We start from the raw sequence: 14267 nt of genomic DNA on the forward strand, positions 1-14267 counted from the left end.
TCCCGGATTGTCAGCCGCGTTTCGGTGAATATTGCGGCCCCGAAAACATATTTTGTAGTGATTCGCCGACGTGGGAGTGATGTTTTCGAACGGCGGACCTGCGGCGGAATCGACCACGCGGGAAGTGACGGACGGATGAGCGGGGCGGTCTACGGAGCGATGGCGACCGCCGCCGTCCTCGGGGCGACCCACGCGGTCGAGCCGGATCACGTGGCCGGCATCTCCTCGCTCACGAGCCGCTACGGCGACTCCCGGCTCTCGGCGCTGGCGGGCGCGTGCTTCAGCCTCGGGCACGTCGCGCTCGTCGTCTGCTGGCTCGGCGTCGGCTATCTCCTCCTGGGACGGACCTCCTTCCCCGCCGTCCTCGACGCCGTCGGCACGGTCGGCGTGGTGGCCCTGCTCGGCGCGCTCGGGATCGGGACGGCCTGGAGCGGGCTCCGCTCGCTGCGTCGCGGCCGCGACCACGACCACGGCGAGGGGGCACACGACCACGACGGCGCCCACAGCCACTTCCACGTCCACGGGCGCTGGGGACACACCCACGCCCACGCCCGGACCGACCACGACCACGGCGTCCGAACGTACCTCCGGACGGGCCTGGTCGGCGCGCTCTTTACGCTCTCGCCGCCGATGTCGATGATACTCTTCGCGTCGACCCTGTTTCCCGCGCACGGCGCCGACGTCGTCGCGCTCTCGGTCGGCGCCTACGCCGTCGCGATCGTCGGCACGATGAGCCTCGTCGGCGCCGGCGTCGGGACGCTCTTCGGACTCGTGAGCGTCGACGCCCGGACCGCAGGGATCGCGCGGACGCTCGCCGGCGTGCTGATCACCGCCGTCGCGGCGTGGGTGGGGCTCGGGCTGTTCTAAGCCCGGAGGGGCCGTGCCGACGCCCTCCGTCGATTCTCGTCGACGCCACACGGGATCGAGGCGGCGTGTGAAACACTCTTGTGAGTCGGTGCAGAATCCCCGCGTATGGCCCGAGAACTGCTCCAGGAGGCGAGCGATCGACTCCGCGAGGCCGCCGAGGCCGCGAGCGGCGACGCACAGCAGCGCATCTACGACCAGTCGGACGCGATCGCGACGCTGGCGACGCGCGACCGCGGTCCCGACCACGGGCGGCTGGCCCGCCACATGAACGCGCTCGGCGAACTGGCCGACGACACCGAGGGCGAGGTCCGCGAGGCCGTCGTCGAGGCGCGCGAGAAGCTCTCGACGTTCCGCGAGGGCGTCGAGGGCGTCTGAGTCGGATCGGCGCGGAGCGACGACTGCCGATACCCCTCTATTTCTGGTGGAGATGGCGCCTGAGACGACGAGTGACGACCGCGGCGTGAGAAATCGGCCCGGCGAGATCAGCAGACGTTCTTCGGCTTGATGCCCATCGACTGGAGCGTCTCGACGTAGTCGTCGTAGGCGGCCTCGATCACGGCGTCGGCCGCGTCCCCGGCCAGGTCCCAGTCGTCGCCGTCGCAGGCCGCATCGAGCGCCTCGGCGACGCGGTCGCGTTCGGATTCGAGGTCCGAGCGGAGCCCGCGGAAGTCGTTCGCGGCCATCGGATCGGCGTCGCCGACGAAGAAGCCGACCATCTGACCGACGTACTCCAGGGACACCAGGTAGCGACCGAGGAGGCCGCCCAGGCGCTCCGGCGTCGACTCGAAGCCGTCGAGGGCGTCGTACAGCGGCGCGGACTCGTCGAGCGAGGGGTCGTCGGCGACGGATTCGGCGTGCTCGCGGGCGGCCGCGGCGAGGTCCGCGTAGAGCGATCGGACGTCGGCGTCGCCGTCGTCGGCCCAGTCGTCGAGGACCGACGCGAGCGCGAGGGCGTCCGCGGCCGCGGCCGCGCGGACGCTGTCGCCGTCCATCTCGCCCGCGGTGAGCGCGTACATCGCCTTCGAGGAACCCAGCCGCGAGAAGGCCGTCTCGTGGTCGTCTCGGAGCGCCGCTTCGAGGTCGGAAGCGTTCATATCCGCCAGATGCGCGCCGACGCGCTTGTAGCCATCGACACCGCCCGAACACCTATGCCGCCGCGTCGAGACGTGCCGGGCGTGAAGCCCTCCACCGCCCTCCGGACCGGCTGGCGGGCGCTCGCCGAGCGCTCGGCGTCGGTCCTCCCGCTCTATCTGCTCGCGAGCGGGCTGTACGGTATCGCGCGCGTCCCGCTGCTCGTGGCCGGCTTGGTCGCCCTCTGGATCGCCGGCGCGAGCGGTCGTCTGGATCCGTTCGTCGAGGTGCTGCGCCGGAGTCAACGCGAGGCGAGCGGCGATGCGGCCGGCTCCGACCCGTTCGCCTCGGGGACCGTGAATCCCGACCAGCTCGGACCGGGGTTCGGCGACGCGGTCGGGAACCTCCTCACGCCCGAGATCGTCGCGCTCCTGGCGCTCGGCGCGCTCGGCGCAGTCGTCCTCGGCATCGTCGCCTCCGCGGTCGGGAGCGCGGTCGCGGTCGGCGGCATCGCCGGCCTCCTCCGTGGCGACGACGGCGTCCGCGCGGGGGTCGACGGCGCCGCGGCGTACTGGCGCTCGATCCTCGGCGTTCGCGTCCTCCTCCTTCTCGCCCTCGCGGTCGTGGTCGTCCCGCTGGGGAGCGTCGTCGCCGGCGTCGCGAGCGCGGTCCTCGGCGCGGCCGCGTCGGCGAGCGGGGCCGGGGCCGCGCCGTCCGTCGGGGGGTCGGTCGCCGCTGCCGGGATCGCCGTCCTGGGCGCGCTCGTCGGCGCGGTGCTCGTCCTCGTGGTCGTGCTGCTCTTCGCCTTCGCGGAGCAGGCGGTCGTCGTCGACGACGCGGGCGCCCTGGCGGCGGTCCGCCGGAGCGTCCGGTTCCCCCTCGACCGGCCGACGGCGTTCCTCGGCTACGTCGCCGTCGCGTTCGGCGCGCTCGTCGTCAGCGTGACGGTCGCGGTCGCGGGGTCGCTGACCGGCACGGCGCGACTGACGGGGCTCGTGGGCGCGATCGCGCTCCCGCCGATCGTCGACGGGTACAAGACCTCGGTGTACGCCGAGACCGCGCTCCCGGACGATCCGAATCCGACGCCGCTGGACGAGCGGGCGCGGGCGGCGTTCCTCGGCGGCCTCCGTGAGGTCGGAGCGTTCGTCCGCGACCACCCCGTCGCGAACCTCGCGGCGCTCGCCTGCATCCTCGCCGGCGGCGCGATCGGCTGGGTCGCGACCTCCTCGTTCGGCGTGACGCTGCCCGTCGGCAGCGACGTCGGCGACGTCTTCGCCGGCGGGCCGCTGGGGCCCGTCGGGACGGCCGTGAACCTCGCGGTCAACAACTGGCTCGTCGCGGCCGACCTCGCGTATAGCGGGCTGGCCGCGGGCGTGCCCGCGGTCGTGAGCCTCGGCTTCAACGGCCTGCTCGTCGGCGCCGTCGGCGGCGTGTTCGATCCGACGGCGTTCGCGGCGCTGGTGGCGCCCCACGGCGTCGTCGAAGTCCCCGCACTCGTCGTCGGCGGGGGGCTCGGCCTCCACCTCGGCGCCGTCGTCCTCGGCGCGTTCCGGGGTCGGCGCGGCGCCGACGACGTCGTCGACGCGGTGCGCTTGGCCTACCGCGTGCTCCTCGGACTGGCGCCGCTGTTCGTCGTTGCCGGACTCATCGAGGCGTTCCTCACGCCGGCGATCGCGGCGCTGGTGCTCGGCGGGTGAAAGAAACGGAAAATCGGAGTCGGCCGCGTTACTCGGCGTCGCCGGTCTCGATCGGGGCGCCGACGAGGTTGCCCCACTCGGTCCAGGAACCGTCGTAGTTGATGGTGTCCTCGTAGCCGAGCAGTTCGTGGAGCGCGAACCAGGCGACCGAGGAGCGCTCGCCGATGCGGCAGTAGGCGACGGTCGTCCCCTCGCCGTCGATGCCGTGTTCGGCGTAGAGCTCTTGGAGCTCCTCTCGGGTCTTGAACGTGCCGTCGTCGTTCGTGACGGCGGCCCACGAGATGTTCTGTGCGCCGGGGATGTGGCCGCCGCGCTGGGCCGTCTCCTGCAGTCCCGGCGGGGCGAGGATGTCGCCGCGGAACTCCTCGGGCGAGCGCACGTCGACGAGCGGAATGCCGCGCTCGACGGCGTTCTCGACGTCCTCGCGGTACGCGCGGATGGACTCGCGCGGGCCGGAGGCCGTGTACTCGACGGCGGGGAAGTCAGGGACCTCGTCCGTCGTCGGATAGTCGTTGTCGATCCAGTAGTCGCGGCCGCCGTCGAGGAGCTTGACGTCTTCGTGGCCGTAGTACTTGAACTGCCAGTAGGTGTAGGCGGCGAACCAGTTGGAGTTGTCGCCGTACAGCACAACCGTGGAGTCCTCGGAGATGCCATGGCTGCCCAGCAGCTCCTCGAAGTCGTCCTTGTCGAGGATGTCGCGGTTGGTCTGGTCCTGAAGCTGGCTCTCCCAGTTGAAGCCGATCGCGCCGGGCGCGTGACCCTCGTCGTACGCCTCGGTGTCGACGTCGACTTCCACCAGTCGATAGTCGGAGTCGTCGCTCTGGAACTCGTCGAGGTGCTCTTCTACCCACTCCGGGGAGACGAGCACGTCTTTCGCGTAGCCGTCGTCTGTCATTGCGTTTCCCCAATAGACCCCATCCCGTATAATCCTCACATCTACGGCGCGTACTGCCCATCCTCCCACTATCCAGAAAATGTTGCCGGTTCAATCGCACGTGTGGGAGACTGCGGGCGCGACGACGAGACGGGGGCCGCGTTCCGAGCACATTCCCGGCAATATAATCTTGTTTCTCTGACACCGACGTCTCGCGGCCGGATCGGCCACGTTGAAGGCCCGGCTTCCCGAACCCACGGATATGTACGAGAACGTCGTCGTGTCGGCCGCGTGGCTGGCCGAGCGGCTCGGAGACGAGGACACGAGCGTGATCGACGTCCGCGACGGCTGGGAGTTCGACGGCATCGGCCACGTTCCGGGTGCAGTGAACGTCCCGTTCGAGGAGTTCCGCAGCGAGGCCGGCGACGAGGGGATGCTCCCCGGCGCGGAGCCCTGGGAGCGACTCCTCTCGGCGGCGGGCGTCGGGCCCGAGGACCACCTCGTCGCCTACGACGACACCCACGGCGTCTTCGCGGCGCGCTTCCTCGTGACCGCCGAGCTGTACGGCCATCCGATCGAGAAACTGCACCTGCTCGACGGCGACTACAGCGCGTGGAACCGGGAGCGCGAGACCACCTCGGAGTCGCCGTCGTCCGAGCCGACGGAGTACGCCGTCCGGGAGCCCGAGCGCTCGCCGCTCGTCGACTACGAGACCGTCCGGGACGCCCTGGACGACGAGGGAATCGTGATCGTCGACACCCGCGATCCGCGGGAGTTCGCGGAGGGCCACCTCCCCGGCGCGGTCAACGTCGACTGGCGCGAGCTCGTCGACGACGAGACGCGCGGGCTGAAGCCCGAGGCCGACCTCCGGGAGATCCTCGAAGCCGCCGGGATTGTCCCCGACGCTCACATTCTTCTGTACTGCAACACCGCGCGCCGGATCAGCCACACCTACGTCGTCCTGCGGTCGCTCGGCTACGAGGACGTCGGCTTCTACGAGGGGAGCCTCACGGAGTGGACAGAGCGCGGCGGCCCCGTCGAGACGGGGAGCGAAACGGAATCGGAGTAGCGGAGGCGAGGTGCCCCGCGCCGGTCGCTCTCGGCTGTCGCGGGGCGACGGGTTTTATTCGCGCCCCGGCAGAGACTGAGGTATGCCGATGCGCCAGCTGCGATCCTGTGACTTCTGCGACGAGGAGGCGACGGGCGTCTACGAGGTCGTCCCTCCGGAGCTGTCGCCGACGGAGGGCGAACAGCGACGACTCGTGCTCTGCGGGGACTGCCGAGAGACTCTCGAAGGCGTGCTCGCGCCCCTGCTCGCGCGGCTCGGCGTCGAGGGCGAGGCCGAAGGCGACGAGAACAGAGCAACTCCGGCCGACGAGGACGTCGCGCCGACGGACTCCTTCGCCGACGACGACCCCGGTGGCACGTCGCTGTCCGAGTCCGGACAGGGCGGGATTCCGGACCTGCGGGCGGGCGGGAACGAACCGAGTGCGGGCGGAAGCGGCGGAAGCGACGAGAGCGGCGGAAGTGCCGGAAGCGTCGGAAGCGACGAAGGTGGCGGCGACGGCGAACGCGACGACGGCGACAGCAACAAAAGCGACGACGCCACCGACGGGCACGCGGACGTCGGCCTCGAGATCGACGCCGCCGACTCGGACGCCGGGCCGGATCGGGTGGTCGACGAGGAAGCGCTCCCGCCGCTCGACGGGAGCGACGCGGCGGCGCCGACAGACGAGGACTCGGAGTCGAAAGCGGAGTCGGGGCTCGGAGAAGCGGACGAAGCCTCGGCGTCAGAAACGGCGGACGACGGGCCGACCTCGACGGCCGCGCCCGGCGAGGAGCCGCCGAAGTTCCGGACCGTGATGCGCCTCCTCGGCAACCGGGAGTTCCCCGTCGCCCGCGGCGAGATCGTCGAGCTCGCGACGAGCGCGTACGACCTCGGGGAGGGAGAGGTCGACGAGATCCTGGCGTACGCCGTCGACCGCGACCTGCTCGAAGACGACGGCGAGACGCTGCGGAAGGCCTGATAGTGGTTACTATGAATTACAGCGCGCCCTTCGTGCTCGGCGTGTCGCTCCGCCGGGAGTCGATCCGCGTGGCGTCGTCGAGCGCGCGCGCGATCGCCTTGAACAGCGCCTCGACCTCGTGGTGGGCGTTCTCGCCGTCGACCCCGACGTGCAGCGTCAGCCCGGCGTTCATCGCCAGCGAGTAGGCGAAGTGGCGGGCCATATCGCTCGTGAAGTCGCCGATCCGGGACTGGGAGAAGGACCCCTCGAACTCGAAGTGCGGCCGCCCGCTGACGTCGACGACGACGTCCGCGACCGCCTCGTCGAGCGGGACCCGCCGGTCGGCGTAGCGGACGATGCCGCGCTTGTCGCCGAGCGCCTCAGCCAGGGCCTCCCCGAGGACGATCGCGACGTCCTCGACGGTGTGGTGGTCGTCGATCTCCAGGTCGCCGTCGCAGCGGACCGTGAGGTCGAAGAGGCCGTGCTTGGCGAACGACTCCAGCATATGGTCGAAGAAGCCGATCCCCGTCTCGACCGCGCTGTCGCCGTCGCCGTCGACCGCCAGCGTGAGGTCGATCGTCGTCTCGGCCGTCTCGCGGGTGACGGCGGCCTCGCGGGCCGCGGCGTCGCCCTCGTCGGCGTCGGTGTCGGTCATACCGGCGAATCGACGCGCGCGCCTATGATCGTTGTGCCTCTCCCCCGGGGCTGCACGGTGCGCCCGCCGTCCGAAAGTGGTACGTCGCGGGCGGGCGAGGCTCAGGTATGCGCATCGCCGTCCCCAACAAGGGCCGCCTGCACGACCCGAGCGTCGACCTGCTGGAACGGGCGGGGCTCCACATCGAGAGCGCCGCGGACCGGAAGCTCTACGCCGACACCGTCGACCCCGAGGTGACGGTGCTCTTCGCCCGCGCCGCCGACATCCCGGAGTACGTCGCCGACGGCGCCGCCGCGGTGGGGATCACCGGCCGCGATCAGGTCGTCGAGTCGGGCTGTGACCTCGTCGAGCTGGTCGACCTGGAGTTCGGTCGGTGTCGCCTGGTCCTCGCCGCGCCCGAGGAGGGCGACATCACGTCCCCCGAGGGCCTCGCAGGCGGGAGCGTCGCGACGGAGTTCCCGCGGATCACCCGCGAGTACCTGGAGCGGGAGGGCATCGACGCCGACGTCGTGGAGGTGACGGGCGCGACCGAACTGACGCCGCACGTCGAGATGGCCGACGCCATCGTCGACATCACCTCGACGGGGACGACCCTCCGGATGAACCGCCTGGCCGTGATCGACGAGGTGCTCGACTCCTCGGTCCGGCTGTACGCCCACCCGGACTACGCCGACGACCCCAAGGTCGAACAGCTGGTGACGGCCTTCGAGTCGGTGCTGGCGGCCGAGGACAAGCGCTACGTGATGATGAACGTCCCCCGCGAGCGCCTCGACGACGTCCGCGAGGTCATTCCGGGACTGGACGGCCCGACGGTGATGGACGTCGCCGGCGACGACACCGTCGCGGTCCACGTAGTCGTCGACGAGCGCGACGTCTTCGAGGTCATCAACGACCTCAAGGCGGTCGGCGCCTCGGGGATCCTCGTCACCGAGATCGAGCGGCTCGTGGAGTAAATCGCGGCGCGCCAGAGCGCCCCGCGTGCCAGATCAGCCGGGCGCGCTCTGGATGATCGCCAGCACGCCGAAGAGGATCGTCCCGAGGATGACGCTGACGACGAAGTGGATCAGCGTGATGTACGCCGACAGGCGGCGCGACTCGCCGTAGAGGAGGTAGATCGCGACCCCGTCGAGGGCGATCGCGATGGCGAGCGCCGCAAAGAGGGCCGGCGGGCTGTTCCGCGCGAACGCGGCCGCGAGGACGCTCACCACCGCCGGGATCGGGCCGACGACGAACGCGTTGCGGACGGGGACGTCGCCGAGGACGTTGCGGGCGGCGATGTGTGCCGTCACCGAGAGGAAGATCGCGAAGGACGCGAACGTGCCGGCGATCGCGATCGGGGTCGCGGAGGACGACTGAAGCGGGATCGAGAGCGGAGCGGGAGCTACCATCGGGCGTGAGACGAAACCGGGGCCTCAGTCGTCGAGCAGGCCGAGTTCACTGAGACGGGAGGTGATGACGTCGACGGCCTCGCGGGCGTCGTCGGGCTCCTTGCCGCCGGTGATGACGAGCTTCCCGGAGCCGAAGAGCAGCGCCACGACAGAGGGCTCGTCGAGGCGGTAGACGAGGCCGGGGAACTGCTCGGGCTCGTACTCGATGTTTTCGAGGCCGAGGCCGATGGCGATGGCGTTGAGGTTCAGATTGCGGCCCAGATCCGCAGAAGTGACGATGTTCTGGACCGTGATCTCGGGGTCGTCGTCGACGGGGATCTGGAGGTCTCGCAGCTTCTCGAAGACGATGTGGAGGCTCTCGTGGACGTCGTCTGTGGACTTCGCACCGGTGCAGACGATCTTGCCGGAGCGGAAGATGAGGGCGGCGGACTTGGGCTCTTGGGTCCGGTAGACGAGGCCGGGGAACTGCTCGGGGTCGTAGTCGGCCCCTTCGAGGTCCATCGCGACGCTCTGGAGGTCGAGCTCCTGGCCGATCCCCGTGGAGGCGACGACGTTTTCGATGTTGATGGTGTCCTTGGGATCGCTCATAGACGACTTAAATCTCGTATTTAAGGTTTAAAAAGATTGGTGCGCGGATCGACGCGCCGACGAGGGGCGTCAGCGACCGGTCGGAACCGGCAGTCGACACGCTGATTGGCGACCGGAGCGAGGTGGGAGCGTGTACTACCTGGAGCTCGCGGGCGAGGCGGGAGACGAGGCCTTCGCCGCGCTGGAAGCCGAGCGCGCCGCGGCCTCGGCCGTCGAACGGGTCGCGCCCGGCCTCGCGACCGCCCGCGGGATCCGCGCCGATCGCGTCCCGACGCTGGCGTACACCCGCCGCGTCTCCGAACTGGTCGGCCGGACCGACGCCGACGTCGCGAGCGCGGTCGCGGTGCTCGAAGCGGCGTCGTTCGACCGCTCGGGGACGGTCGCCGTCCGCGCCCGGAACGTCCGCGCGACCGCCGAGGTGAGCACGTCGGCGGCCGAGCGGGAGCTCGGCGGCGTCCTCGTCGACCGGGGGTTCGACGTCGACCTCGACGATCCCGACCACGAGCTTCGCGTCTGTTTCGCCGACGACGTCTGTCTCGTGGGCTGGGCCGTCGCCGAGCGCGACGCCGCCTTCGGGTCGCGGGCGCCGACAGATCGGCCCTTCTTCCAGCCCGGGAGCATGGCGCCGATGGACGCCCGCGCGTACGTCAACCTCGCCGCCGGCCCCGCGCTCCCGGACGCGACCGTCGTCGACCCGATGTGCGGGACCGGCGGGCTGCTCGTCGAGGCCGGGCTCGTCGGCGCGCGGGCCGTCGGCTCCGACGCGCAGGCGAAGATGGCGTCGGGGGCGGCGGAGAACCTCGCGCACTACCTCGACGACGACGCGGCGGCCGCGAGCGCGAACCCGGACTGGGCCGCCGTCCGCGGCGACGCCACGGAACTCCCGTTCGCCGACGACGCCGCCGACGGCGTCGTCTTCGACGCGCCGTACGGCCGCCAGTCGAAGATCGCCGGCCACGAACTCGAAGACCTGGTCGCGGGCGCGCTCGCGGAGGCCGCGCGGATCGCGCCGTCGTGCGTGCTCGTCGCCGACCGCTCGTGGACGGACGCGGCCGAGGCCGCCGGCTGGCGGGTCGACGAGCGGTTCGAGCGCCGCGTCCACCGGTCGCTCGACCGGCACGTCCACGTCCTGAAGCGGTCGTAGACGGGACCTGAGCGGGCGCTTTCAGGACCGCAGCAGCCACCCGAAGACGAGCGGCGCGAACAGCAGCGTCAGCGGGATCAGGATCCACACCTGGCCCGCGAGCACGTCGTACTGCGCGACAGTTTCGCTCGCGGGTGTCCCCTCTAGATGGCCGACGAGGAACTCGAAGCCGACCGTGAGGACCGTCCAGCCGGCCCCGATCGCGAGCAGTTCCGCCGGCGAGTAGTCGACGGTCGCCGTCGCGAAGAACGCCCCCGAGACGGCGAGGATCGCCGCCGCGAGGAGCGCGGTGCTGAGGACGTGACCGGAGTATTCGCCGATCCGAGGGACCAAAACGAGCTCTCGGAAGACGCCGTTCGCGACCGCGACGATCGCCATCAGGATCCAGACGGCGAGCGGGTAGACGAACGCGGGCGCAGGGACGGAGAGAGCGAGTGTGGTCATCGTCGATCACCCGTCGATAGGGCGCCCGCGAGGAAAGCCGAGTCGGTGGTCGTCACCGGGTGAGAACCGTCAGTCAGAGGTCGAACCGCCCCATCTGACCCGCTTATCGCTCCCGCGCGGCGACGATCGACTCGCCCGCGCGGACGCGGTCGCCCTCGGTGACGAGGAGATCCGCGCGGTCGTAGGCGGGCGGCAGCAACACGTCGGCCCGGGAGCCGAAGTCGATGTGGCCGATCCGCTCCGCGCGGGCGAGGTCGTCGCCCTCGGCGACGTAGGGGTGGATCCGCCGGGCGAACGCGCCCGCGATGAGGGAGATCTCGGCCGGCCCCTCGTCGGTCGCGACCGCGACGTCGACGCGCTCGTTGCGCTCGGAGTCCTTCGAGAACGCCGGGCGGTGAGCGCCCGATCGGTGGGTGACGCGCTCGATTCGGCCATCGAGGGGGGCGCGGTTCACGTGGACGTCAGTGACGTTCATAAACACGCCCACGCGGAGCTGGTCGCCCTCCTCGCGGACGACCGAGACGCGCCCGTCGGCGGGCGAGACGACGCCCGGGCCCGACGGCCGGCGTTCGGGGTCGCGGAAGAACCACGCGACGAAGCCACCGATCGCGATCGCGGCGAGCGCGAGGGGGAACGCGAGCGGGGCCAACACCGCGGCCGCCGCGAACGCCGGGACGGCGAACCGCCGGACGCCGGGGGCAAAGCGCATCGGTCAGGCGAGCGCCTCCCCGTCGAGTTCGCGCTGGCCGCCGGCCCACGCCGCGAGCAGGTGGGTGAGGTGGAGCCGCGCGTCGTTGCCCTCCGCGAGGTCGAGGTCGACCGCGCCCGCGAGGCGGTGCAGCCGGACGAGGTTCGACTCGCCGAACGCCTCGGGATAGGTGTCGGCAACGCGGAGCAGTTCCGAGAGCAGCTCCTGGCCGCCGAAGCCGCGGTCGTCGAGGAGCTCGGTGAGTTTGTCGCGGGCGTCGCCGACGTCTCCCCGAGCGGCCGAATCCAGCACGGCCTTCAGTTCGTCGTCGTGGCCGGCCTCCGAGAGCGCCGTCTGGGCCGACTCGACCGTGATCTCGCCGTCGCCCTCGACGGCGGCGTGCTGGGCCGCCAGAACGGCGTACCGGAGGTCGCCGTCGGCCTTCGAGGCGACGAGATTCAGCGCCATCGGGTCGGCGTCGACGTCCTCGCGGTCCGTAATCTCCGACAGAACGCCCTCGATCTCGTCGGTCGTCGGCGCGCGGACCGGGACCGGGAAACAGCGCGAGCGGATCGGCGGGATCAGCTTCGAGGGCTGGCGCGTCGTGATCACGAACTGGGTGTTCCGGTGGTACTGCTCCATCACGCGGCGGAGCGCCTGCTGGAAGTCCTCGCGGATGGTCTCGGCGTTGTCGAGCAGCACCGTCTTGTACGTCCCCGAGGCGGGCCGGTACGACGCGAGCTCCTGCATCACGTGGGAGATCATATCCCGCTTGGACCACTCGCGTTTGTACTTGTTCCCCTTGCCGCCGCGGCGGTACTGCTTGGAGAACTCCGTCTGCCCCTGGAGGAAGCGCGAGAAGCGCGGGTCCTCGCGGATCTCCTTTTTCGTCCGGTCGAAGAAGTCAGCGACGTTGATCTCGACGAGGTCCGCGTCGGGATCCTCGTGGGCCTCGCGAGCGAGCGCGCGAACGGCCGCGGTCTTGCCGACGCCGGGCGGGCCCTGGACCACGAGGTTCATCGGTTCGTCGACCGTGCGGGCGAGCCGCTCGCGGACCTCCGACTGCGGGAGGTCGGAGACCGAGGGCGCGTGCGTGTCCGTCCACAGGGGCGCGTCCATCGACGGCAGGTAGTCGGCGGGGGGGTAAGAAACTCTCCCTCCGCGCTCGGCACGGCCGCAGATTGGGTGTCGACGCCGGTCGCTCAGGAGCGGCGCTCGGACTCGGGTTCGCGCTCGCGGCCGAGTTCAGCGGATCCGGACTCGGGATGGGTCCCTGCTCCGCTCGCCGCTTCGGATCCGTCCCGGCCGCGGGTGACGCGTTCGCGGGCGTTCTCGGGCGTATCGGTCTCCAGGAGCACTTCCAGCTTCCGCTCGAACTGCGCTTCGGAGAGGTCGCCGCGGGCGTAGCGGTCGCGGAGGCGGTCGAGCGCGTCATCGACGCCCTCGGACTCGTCCGCGCGATCCGTCCGCTCGTCGACTCGGCGCCGGCGCTCGGCCGACTCCGAGCGGTCGTCAGCCTCGTCGCGGGCGCGGTGTCCGCGGAGGAGCGACACCAGCGGGACGACGACGGCGTACCCGATGACGAAGATGATCCAGAAGTCGACCGCCTCGAGGACCGGCACGCCGAACAGCGAGCCGAGGCCCGCCCCCAGGACCAAGAGCGCGGTGGCGCCGACGACCGGGTCGTCCGAGTCCGCCGGGTCCGGGTCGCTCCACCACCGCTCGCTCCGCGAGGCGTCGCGCCGCTCGCTCATAGTCGAGGTGTCGGGAGAGCGAGGGAAAGGTGTATCGCCGCCGCGGGCGTCGCTCGGAGGGCGTCGAGGCGGCCGATCCGACACGCGTTTACCACGCCGACGCCGAGGACGGGTATGTCGATGCGCGTGACGTTCCTCGGGACGGGCGGGGCCGTGCCGACGACGGAGCGAGCGCCGAGCGCGTTCCTCGTCGAGCGCGAGGGCGAGCGGCTGCTGTTCGACTGCGGCGAGGGCACCCAGCGGCAGATGATGCGGTTCGGCACCGGCTTTTCGGTCTCGCACGTGTTCGTCACGCACCTCCACGGCGACCACGTCCTCGGGATTCCGGGGCTGATCCAGACGCTCGACTTCAACGACCGCGAGGAGCCGATCGCGATCCACGGCCCCCCCGGGTCGAAGGGCCACCTCAAGGACCTCGTCGAAGCCGGGGGCTACCGGCCCGGGTTCCCGGTCACCGTCCACGAGGTCCGGCCGGACGGCGTCGCGCTCGACGGCGACGACTACGAGGTCCGGACCTTCCCGACCGAGCACCGGAGCAGCAGCTCGATGGGCTACGCGCTCGTCGAGGACGACCGCCGCGGTCGGTTCGACCGGGAGAAGGCCGAGGAACTCGGCGTGCCCGTCGGCCCAAAGTTCGGCAGGCTCCACGACGGCGAGGCCGTCGAACTCGACGACGGGACCGTCGTCCGGCCCGAGCAGGTCGTGGGCGAGCCCCGGCCCGGGCGCAAGTTCGTCTACACCGGCGACACGCGCCCCGTCGATGCGACTGTCGAAGTGACGGACGCGCCGGACCTGCTGATCCACGACGCCACGTTCGCCGCGGAGTGGGCCGACCGCGCGAGACAGACCGGCCACTCGACGGCCCGTGAGGCGGCCGAGATCGCCACCCGCGCGGGGGCGAAGCGACTCGCGCTCACGCACGTCTCCTCGCGGTACGCCGGGGACGCGAGTCCGGTCGAACGGGAAGCAAAGGAGGCGTTCGCGGGGGAGTCGGCCTTCGTCCCCGACGACGGACAGAAGGTCGAGGTGCCGTATCCCGACGCCGACGCGGAGTGAGCGGCGGCTCCGTGGGGAAGTAGCGAACAGCCGGC

Annotated in this window: 17 protein-coding genes; 8 read left to right on the forward strand and 9 right to left on the reverse strand. The window is 71.1% G+C overall.

The features are described from left to right. Nucleotides 1-135 precede the first annotated feature (135 nt). Nucleotides 136-867 (forward strand): HoxN/HupN/NixA family nickel/cobalt transporter, encoded by a 732-nt coding sequence (locus tag OS889_RS01655; protein ID WP_372386745.1) that lies wholly within the window; start codon nucleotides 136-138, stop codon nucleotides 865-867. 105 nt (nucleotides 868-972) lie between these two features. Further along, nucleotides 973-1242 (forward strand): DUF7553 family protein, encoded by a 270-nt coding sequence (locus OS889_RS01660; RefSeq protein WP_372386746.1) that lies wholly within the window; start codon nucleotides 973-975, stop codon nucleotides 1240-1242. Between the two features lie 107 nt (nucleotides 1243-1349). Here OS889_RS01660 and OS889_RS01665 read toward each other — a convergent pair whose 3' ends face one another. Next, nucleotides 1350-1961, reverse strand: a complete 612-nt coding sequence (locus OS889_RS01665; protein ID WP_372386747.1) for a transcription antitermination protein — start codon at nucleotides 1959-1961, stop codon at nucleotides 1350-1352. A 54-nt stretch (nucleotides 1962-2015) separates the two neighbouring features. Here OS889_RS01665 and OS889_RS01670 point away from each other — a divergent pair, with 54 nt between their 5' ends. Beyond that, nucleotides 2016-3635 carry a stage II sporulation protein M gene (locus tag OS889_RS01670; RefSeq protein WP_372386748.1) on the forward strand — a complete coding sequence of 540 codons (1620 nt, stop codon included), beginning with the start codon at nucleotides 2016-2018 and terminating at the stop codon, nucleotides 3633-3635. Between the two features lie 28 nt (nucleotides 3636-3663). Here OS889_RS01670 and OS889_RS01675 read toward each other — a convergent pair whose 3' ends face one another. Next, nucleotides 3664-4530, reverse strand: coding sequence for a sulfurtransferase (locus tag OS889_RS01675; protein ID WP_372386749.1), 867 nt, complete (start codon nucleotides 4528-4530; stop codon nucleotides 3664-3666). Nucleotides 4531-4771: 241 nt separating this feature from the next. Here OS889_RS01675 and OS889_RS01680 point away from each other — a divergent pair, with 241 nt between their 5' ends. Both OS889_RS01680 and OS889_RS01685 read left to right on the forward strand, forming a co-directional pair. Next, on the forward strand, nucleotides 4772-5578 hold the full coding sequence (locus OS889_RS01680; RefSeq protein WP_372386750.1) for a sulfurtransferase: 807 nt from the start codon (nucleotides 4772-4774) through the stop codon (nucleotides 5576-5578). An 82-nt stretch (nucleotides 5579-5660) separates the two neighbouring features. Beyond that, nucleotides 5661-6536: a DUF8528 domain-containing protein gene (locus OS889_RS01685; protein ID WP_372386751.1), complete on the forward strand. Its 876-nt coding sequence runs from the start codon at nucleotides 5661-5663 to the stop codon at nucleotides 6534-6536. Between the two features lie 16 nt (nucleotides 6537-6552). Here OS889_RS01685 and hisB read toward each other — a convergent pair whose 3' ends face one another. Further along, the gene (gene hisB, locus OS889_RS01690) at nucleotides 6553-7170 is read right to left on the reverse strand and encodes an imidazoleglycerol-phosphate dehydratase HisB (RefSeq protein WP_372386752.1); all 618 of its coding nucleotides are present in this window, start codon (nucleotides 7168-7170) and stop codon (nucleotides 6553-6555) included. Between the two features lie 107 nt (nucleotides 7171-7277). Between hisB and hisG the strand changes: the two genes are divergently transcribed. Beyond that, nucleotides 7278-8123 carry an ATP phosphoribosyltransferase gene (gene hisG, locus OS889_RS01695; RefSeq protein WP_372386753.1) on the forward strand — a complete coding sequence of 282 codons (846 nt, stop codon included), beginning with the start codon at nucleotides 7278-7280 and terminating at the stop codon, nucleotides 8121-8123. A 33-nt stretch (nucleotides 8124-8156) separates the two neighbouring features. Here the strand turns inward: hisG and OS889_RS01700 are convergent, their stop codons facing one another. Together OS889_RS01700 and OS889_RS01705 are read right to left on the reverse strand one after the other, a co-directional pair. Next, complete coding sequence (locus OS889_RS01700) at nucleotides 8157-8558, reverse strand: DUF7473 family protein (protein ID WP_372386754.1); 402 nt, start codon at nucleotides 8556-8558, stop codon at nucleotides 8157-8159. Between the two features lie 24 nt (nucleotides 8559-8582). Further along, nucleotides 8583-9146, reverse strand: a complete 564-nt coding sequence (locus tag OS889_RS01705) for a TATA-box-binding protein (RefSeq protein ID WP_372386755.1) — start codon at nucleotides 9144-9146, stop codon at nucleotides 8583-8585. 130 nt (nucleotides 9147-9276) lie between these two features. Between OS889_RS01705 and OS889_RS01710 the strand changes: the two genes are divergently transcribed. After that, on the forward strand, nucleotides 9277-10290 hold the full coding sequence (locus tag OS889_RS01710) for a THUMP domain-containing protein (protein ID WP_372386756.1): 1014 nt from the start codon (nucleotides 9277-9279) through the stop codon (nucleotides 10288-10290). 21 nt (nucleotides 10291-10311) lie between these two features. Here OS889_RS01710 and OS889_RS01715 read toward each other — a convergent pair whose 3' ends face one another. The 4 genes from OS889_RS01715 to OS889_RS01730 form a co-directional block, all read right to left on the reverse strand. Further along, nucleotides 10312-10734, reverse strand: a complete 423-nt coding sequence (locus OS889_RS01715; protein ID WP_372386757.1) for a hypothetical protein — start codon at nucleotides 10732-10734, stop codon at nucleotides 10312-10314. 103 nt (nucleotides 10735-10837) lie between these two features. Continuing rightward, complete coding sequence (locus OS889_RS01720) at nucleotides 10838-11443, reverse strand: protein sorting system archaetidylserine decarboxylase (protein WP_372386758.1); 606 nt, start codon at nucleotides 11441-11443, stop codon at nucleotides 10838-10840. Between the two features lie 3 nt (nucleotides 11444-11446). Next, on the reverse strand, nucleotides 11447-12541 hold the full coding sequence (locus tag OS889_RS01725) for an AAA family ATPase (RefSeq protein WP_372386759.1): 1095 nt from the start codon (nucleotides 12539-12541) through the stop codon (nucleotides 11447-11449). Nucleotides 12542-12624: 83 nt separating this feature from the next. Then, nucleotides 12625-13176 (reverse strand): SHOCT domain-containing protein, encoded by a 552-nt coding sequence (locus tag OS889_RS01730; protein WP_372386760.1) that lies wholly within the window; start codon nucleotides 13174-13176, stop codon nucleotides 12625-12627. 120 nt (nucleotides 13177-13296) lie between these two features. On the opposite strand from OS889_RS01730, the gene rnz reads away from it, so the two are divergent. After that, complete coding sequence (gene rnz / locus OS889_RS01735; RefSeq protein WP_372391507.1) at nucleotides 13297-14232, forward strand: ribonuclease Z; 936 nt, start codon at nucleotides 13297-13299, stop codon at nucleotides 14230-14232. The last annotated feature ends 35 nt before the right edge of the window (nucleotides 14233-14267 follow it).

Origin of the sequence: Halobellus sp. MBLA0158 (assembly GCF_041477585.1) — an archaeon.
Taxonomy (GTDB): Archaea; Halobacteriota; Halobacteria; order Halobacteriales; family Haloferacaceae; genus Haloquadratum; species Haloquadratum rubicundus.

What these genes read in the sequence shown, in the direction of transcription:
- OS889_RS01655 (WP_372386745.1), top strand. Translation starts at nt 136, where the DNA reads ATGAGCGGGGCGGTCTACGGAGCGATGGCGACCGCCGCCGTCCTCGGG.
- OS889_RS01660 (WP_372386746.1), top strand. Translation starts at nt 973, where the DNA reads ATGGCCCGAGAACTGCTCCAGGAGGCGAGCGATCGACTCCGCGAGGCC.
- OS889_RS01665 (WP_372386747.1), bottom strand. Translation starts at nt 1,961, where the DNA reads ATGAACGCTTCCGACCTCGAAGCGGCGCTCCGAGACGACCACGAGACG.
- OS889_RS01670 (WP_372386748.1), top strand. Translation starts at nt 2,016, where the DNA reads ATGCCGCCGCGTCGAGACGTGCCGGGCGTGAAGCCCTCCACCGCCCTC.
- OS889_RS01675 (WP_372386749.1), bottom strand. Translation starts at nt 4,530, where the DNA reads ATGACAGACGACGGCTACGCGAAAGACGTGCTCGTCTCCCCGGAGTGG.
- OS889_RS01680 (WP_372386750.1), top strand. Translation starts at nt 4,772, where the DNA reads ATGTACGAGAACGTCGTCGTGTCGGCCGCGTGGCTGGCCGAGCGGCTC.
- OS889_RS01685 (WP_372386751.1), top strand. Translation starts at nt 5,661, where the DNA reads ATGCCGATGCGCCAGCTGCGATCCTGTGACTTCTGCGACGAGGAGGCG.
- hisB (WP_372386752.1), bottom strand. Translation starts at nt 7,170, where the DNA reads ATGACCGACACCGACGCCGACGAGGGCGACGCCGCGGCCCGCGAGGCC.
- hisG (WP_372386753.1), top strand. Translation starts at nt 7,278, where the DNA reads ATGCGCATCGCCGTCCCCAACAAGGGCCGCCTGCACGACCCGAGCGTC.
- OS889_RS01700 (WP_372386754.1), bottom strand. Translation starts at nt 8,558, where the DNA reads ATGGTAGCTCCCGCTCCGCTCTCGATCCCGCTTCAGTCGTCCTCCGCG.
- OS889_RS01705 (WP_372386755.1), bottom strand. Translation starts at nt 9,146, where the DNA reads ATGAGCGATCCCAAGGACACCATCAACATCGAAAACGTCGTCGCCTCC.
- OS889_RS01715 (WP_372386757.1), bottom strand. Translation starts at nt 10,734, where the DNA reads ATGACCACACTCGCTCTCTCCGTCCCTGCGCCCGCGTTCGTCTACCCG.
- OS889_RS01720 (WP_372386758.1), bottom strand. Translation starts at nt 11,443, where the DNA reads ATGCGCTTTGCCCCCGGCGTCCGGCGGTTCGCCGTCCCGGCGTTCGCG.
- OS889_RS01725 (WP_372386759.1), bottom strand. Translation starts at nt 12,541, where the DNA reads ATGGACGCGCCCCTGTGGACGGACACGCACGCGCCCTCGGTCTCCGAC.
- OS889_RS01730 (WP_372386760.1), bottom strand. Translation starts at nt 13,176, where the DNA reads ATGAGCGAGCGGCGCGACGCCTCGCGGAGCGAGCGGTGGTGGAGCGAC.
- rnz (WP_372391507.1), top strand. Translation starts at nt 13,297, where the DNA reads ATGCGCGTGACGTTCCTCGGGACGGGCGGGGCCGTGCCGACGACGGAG.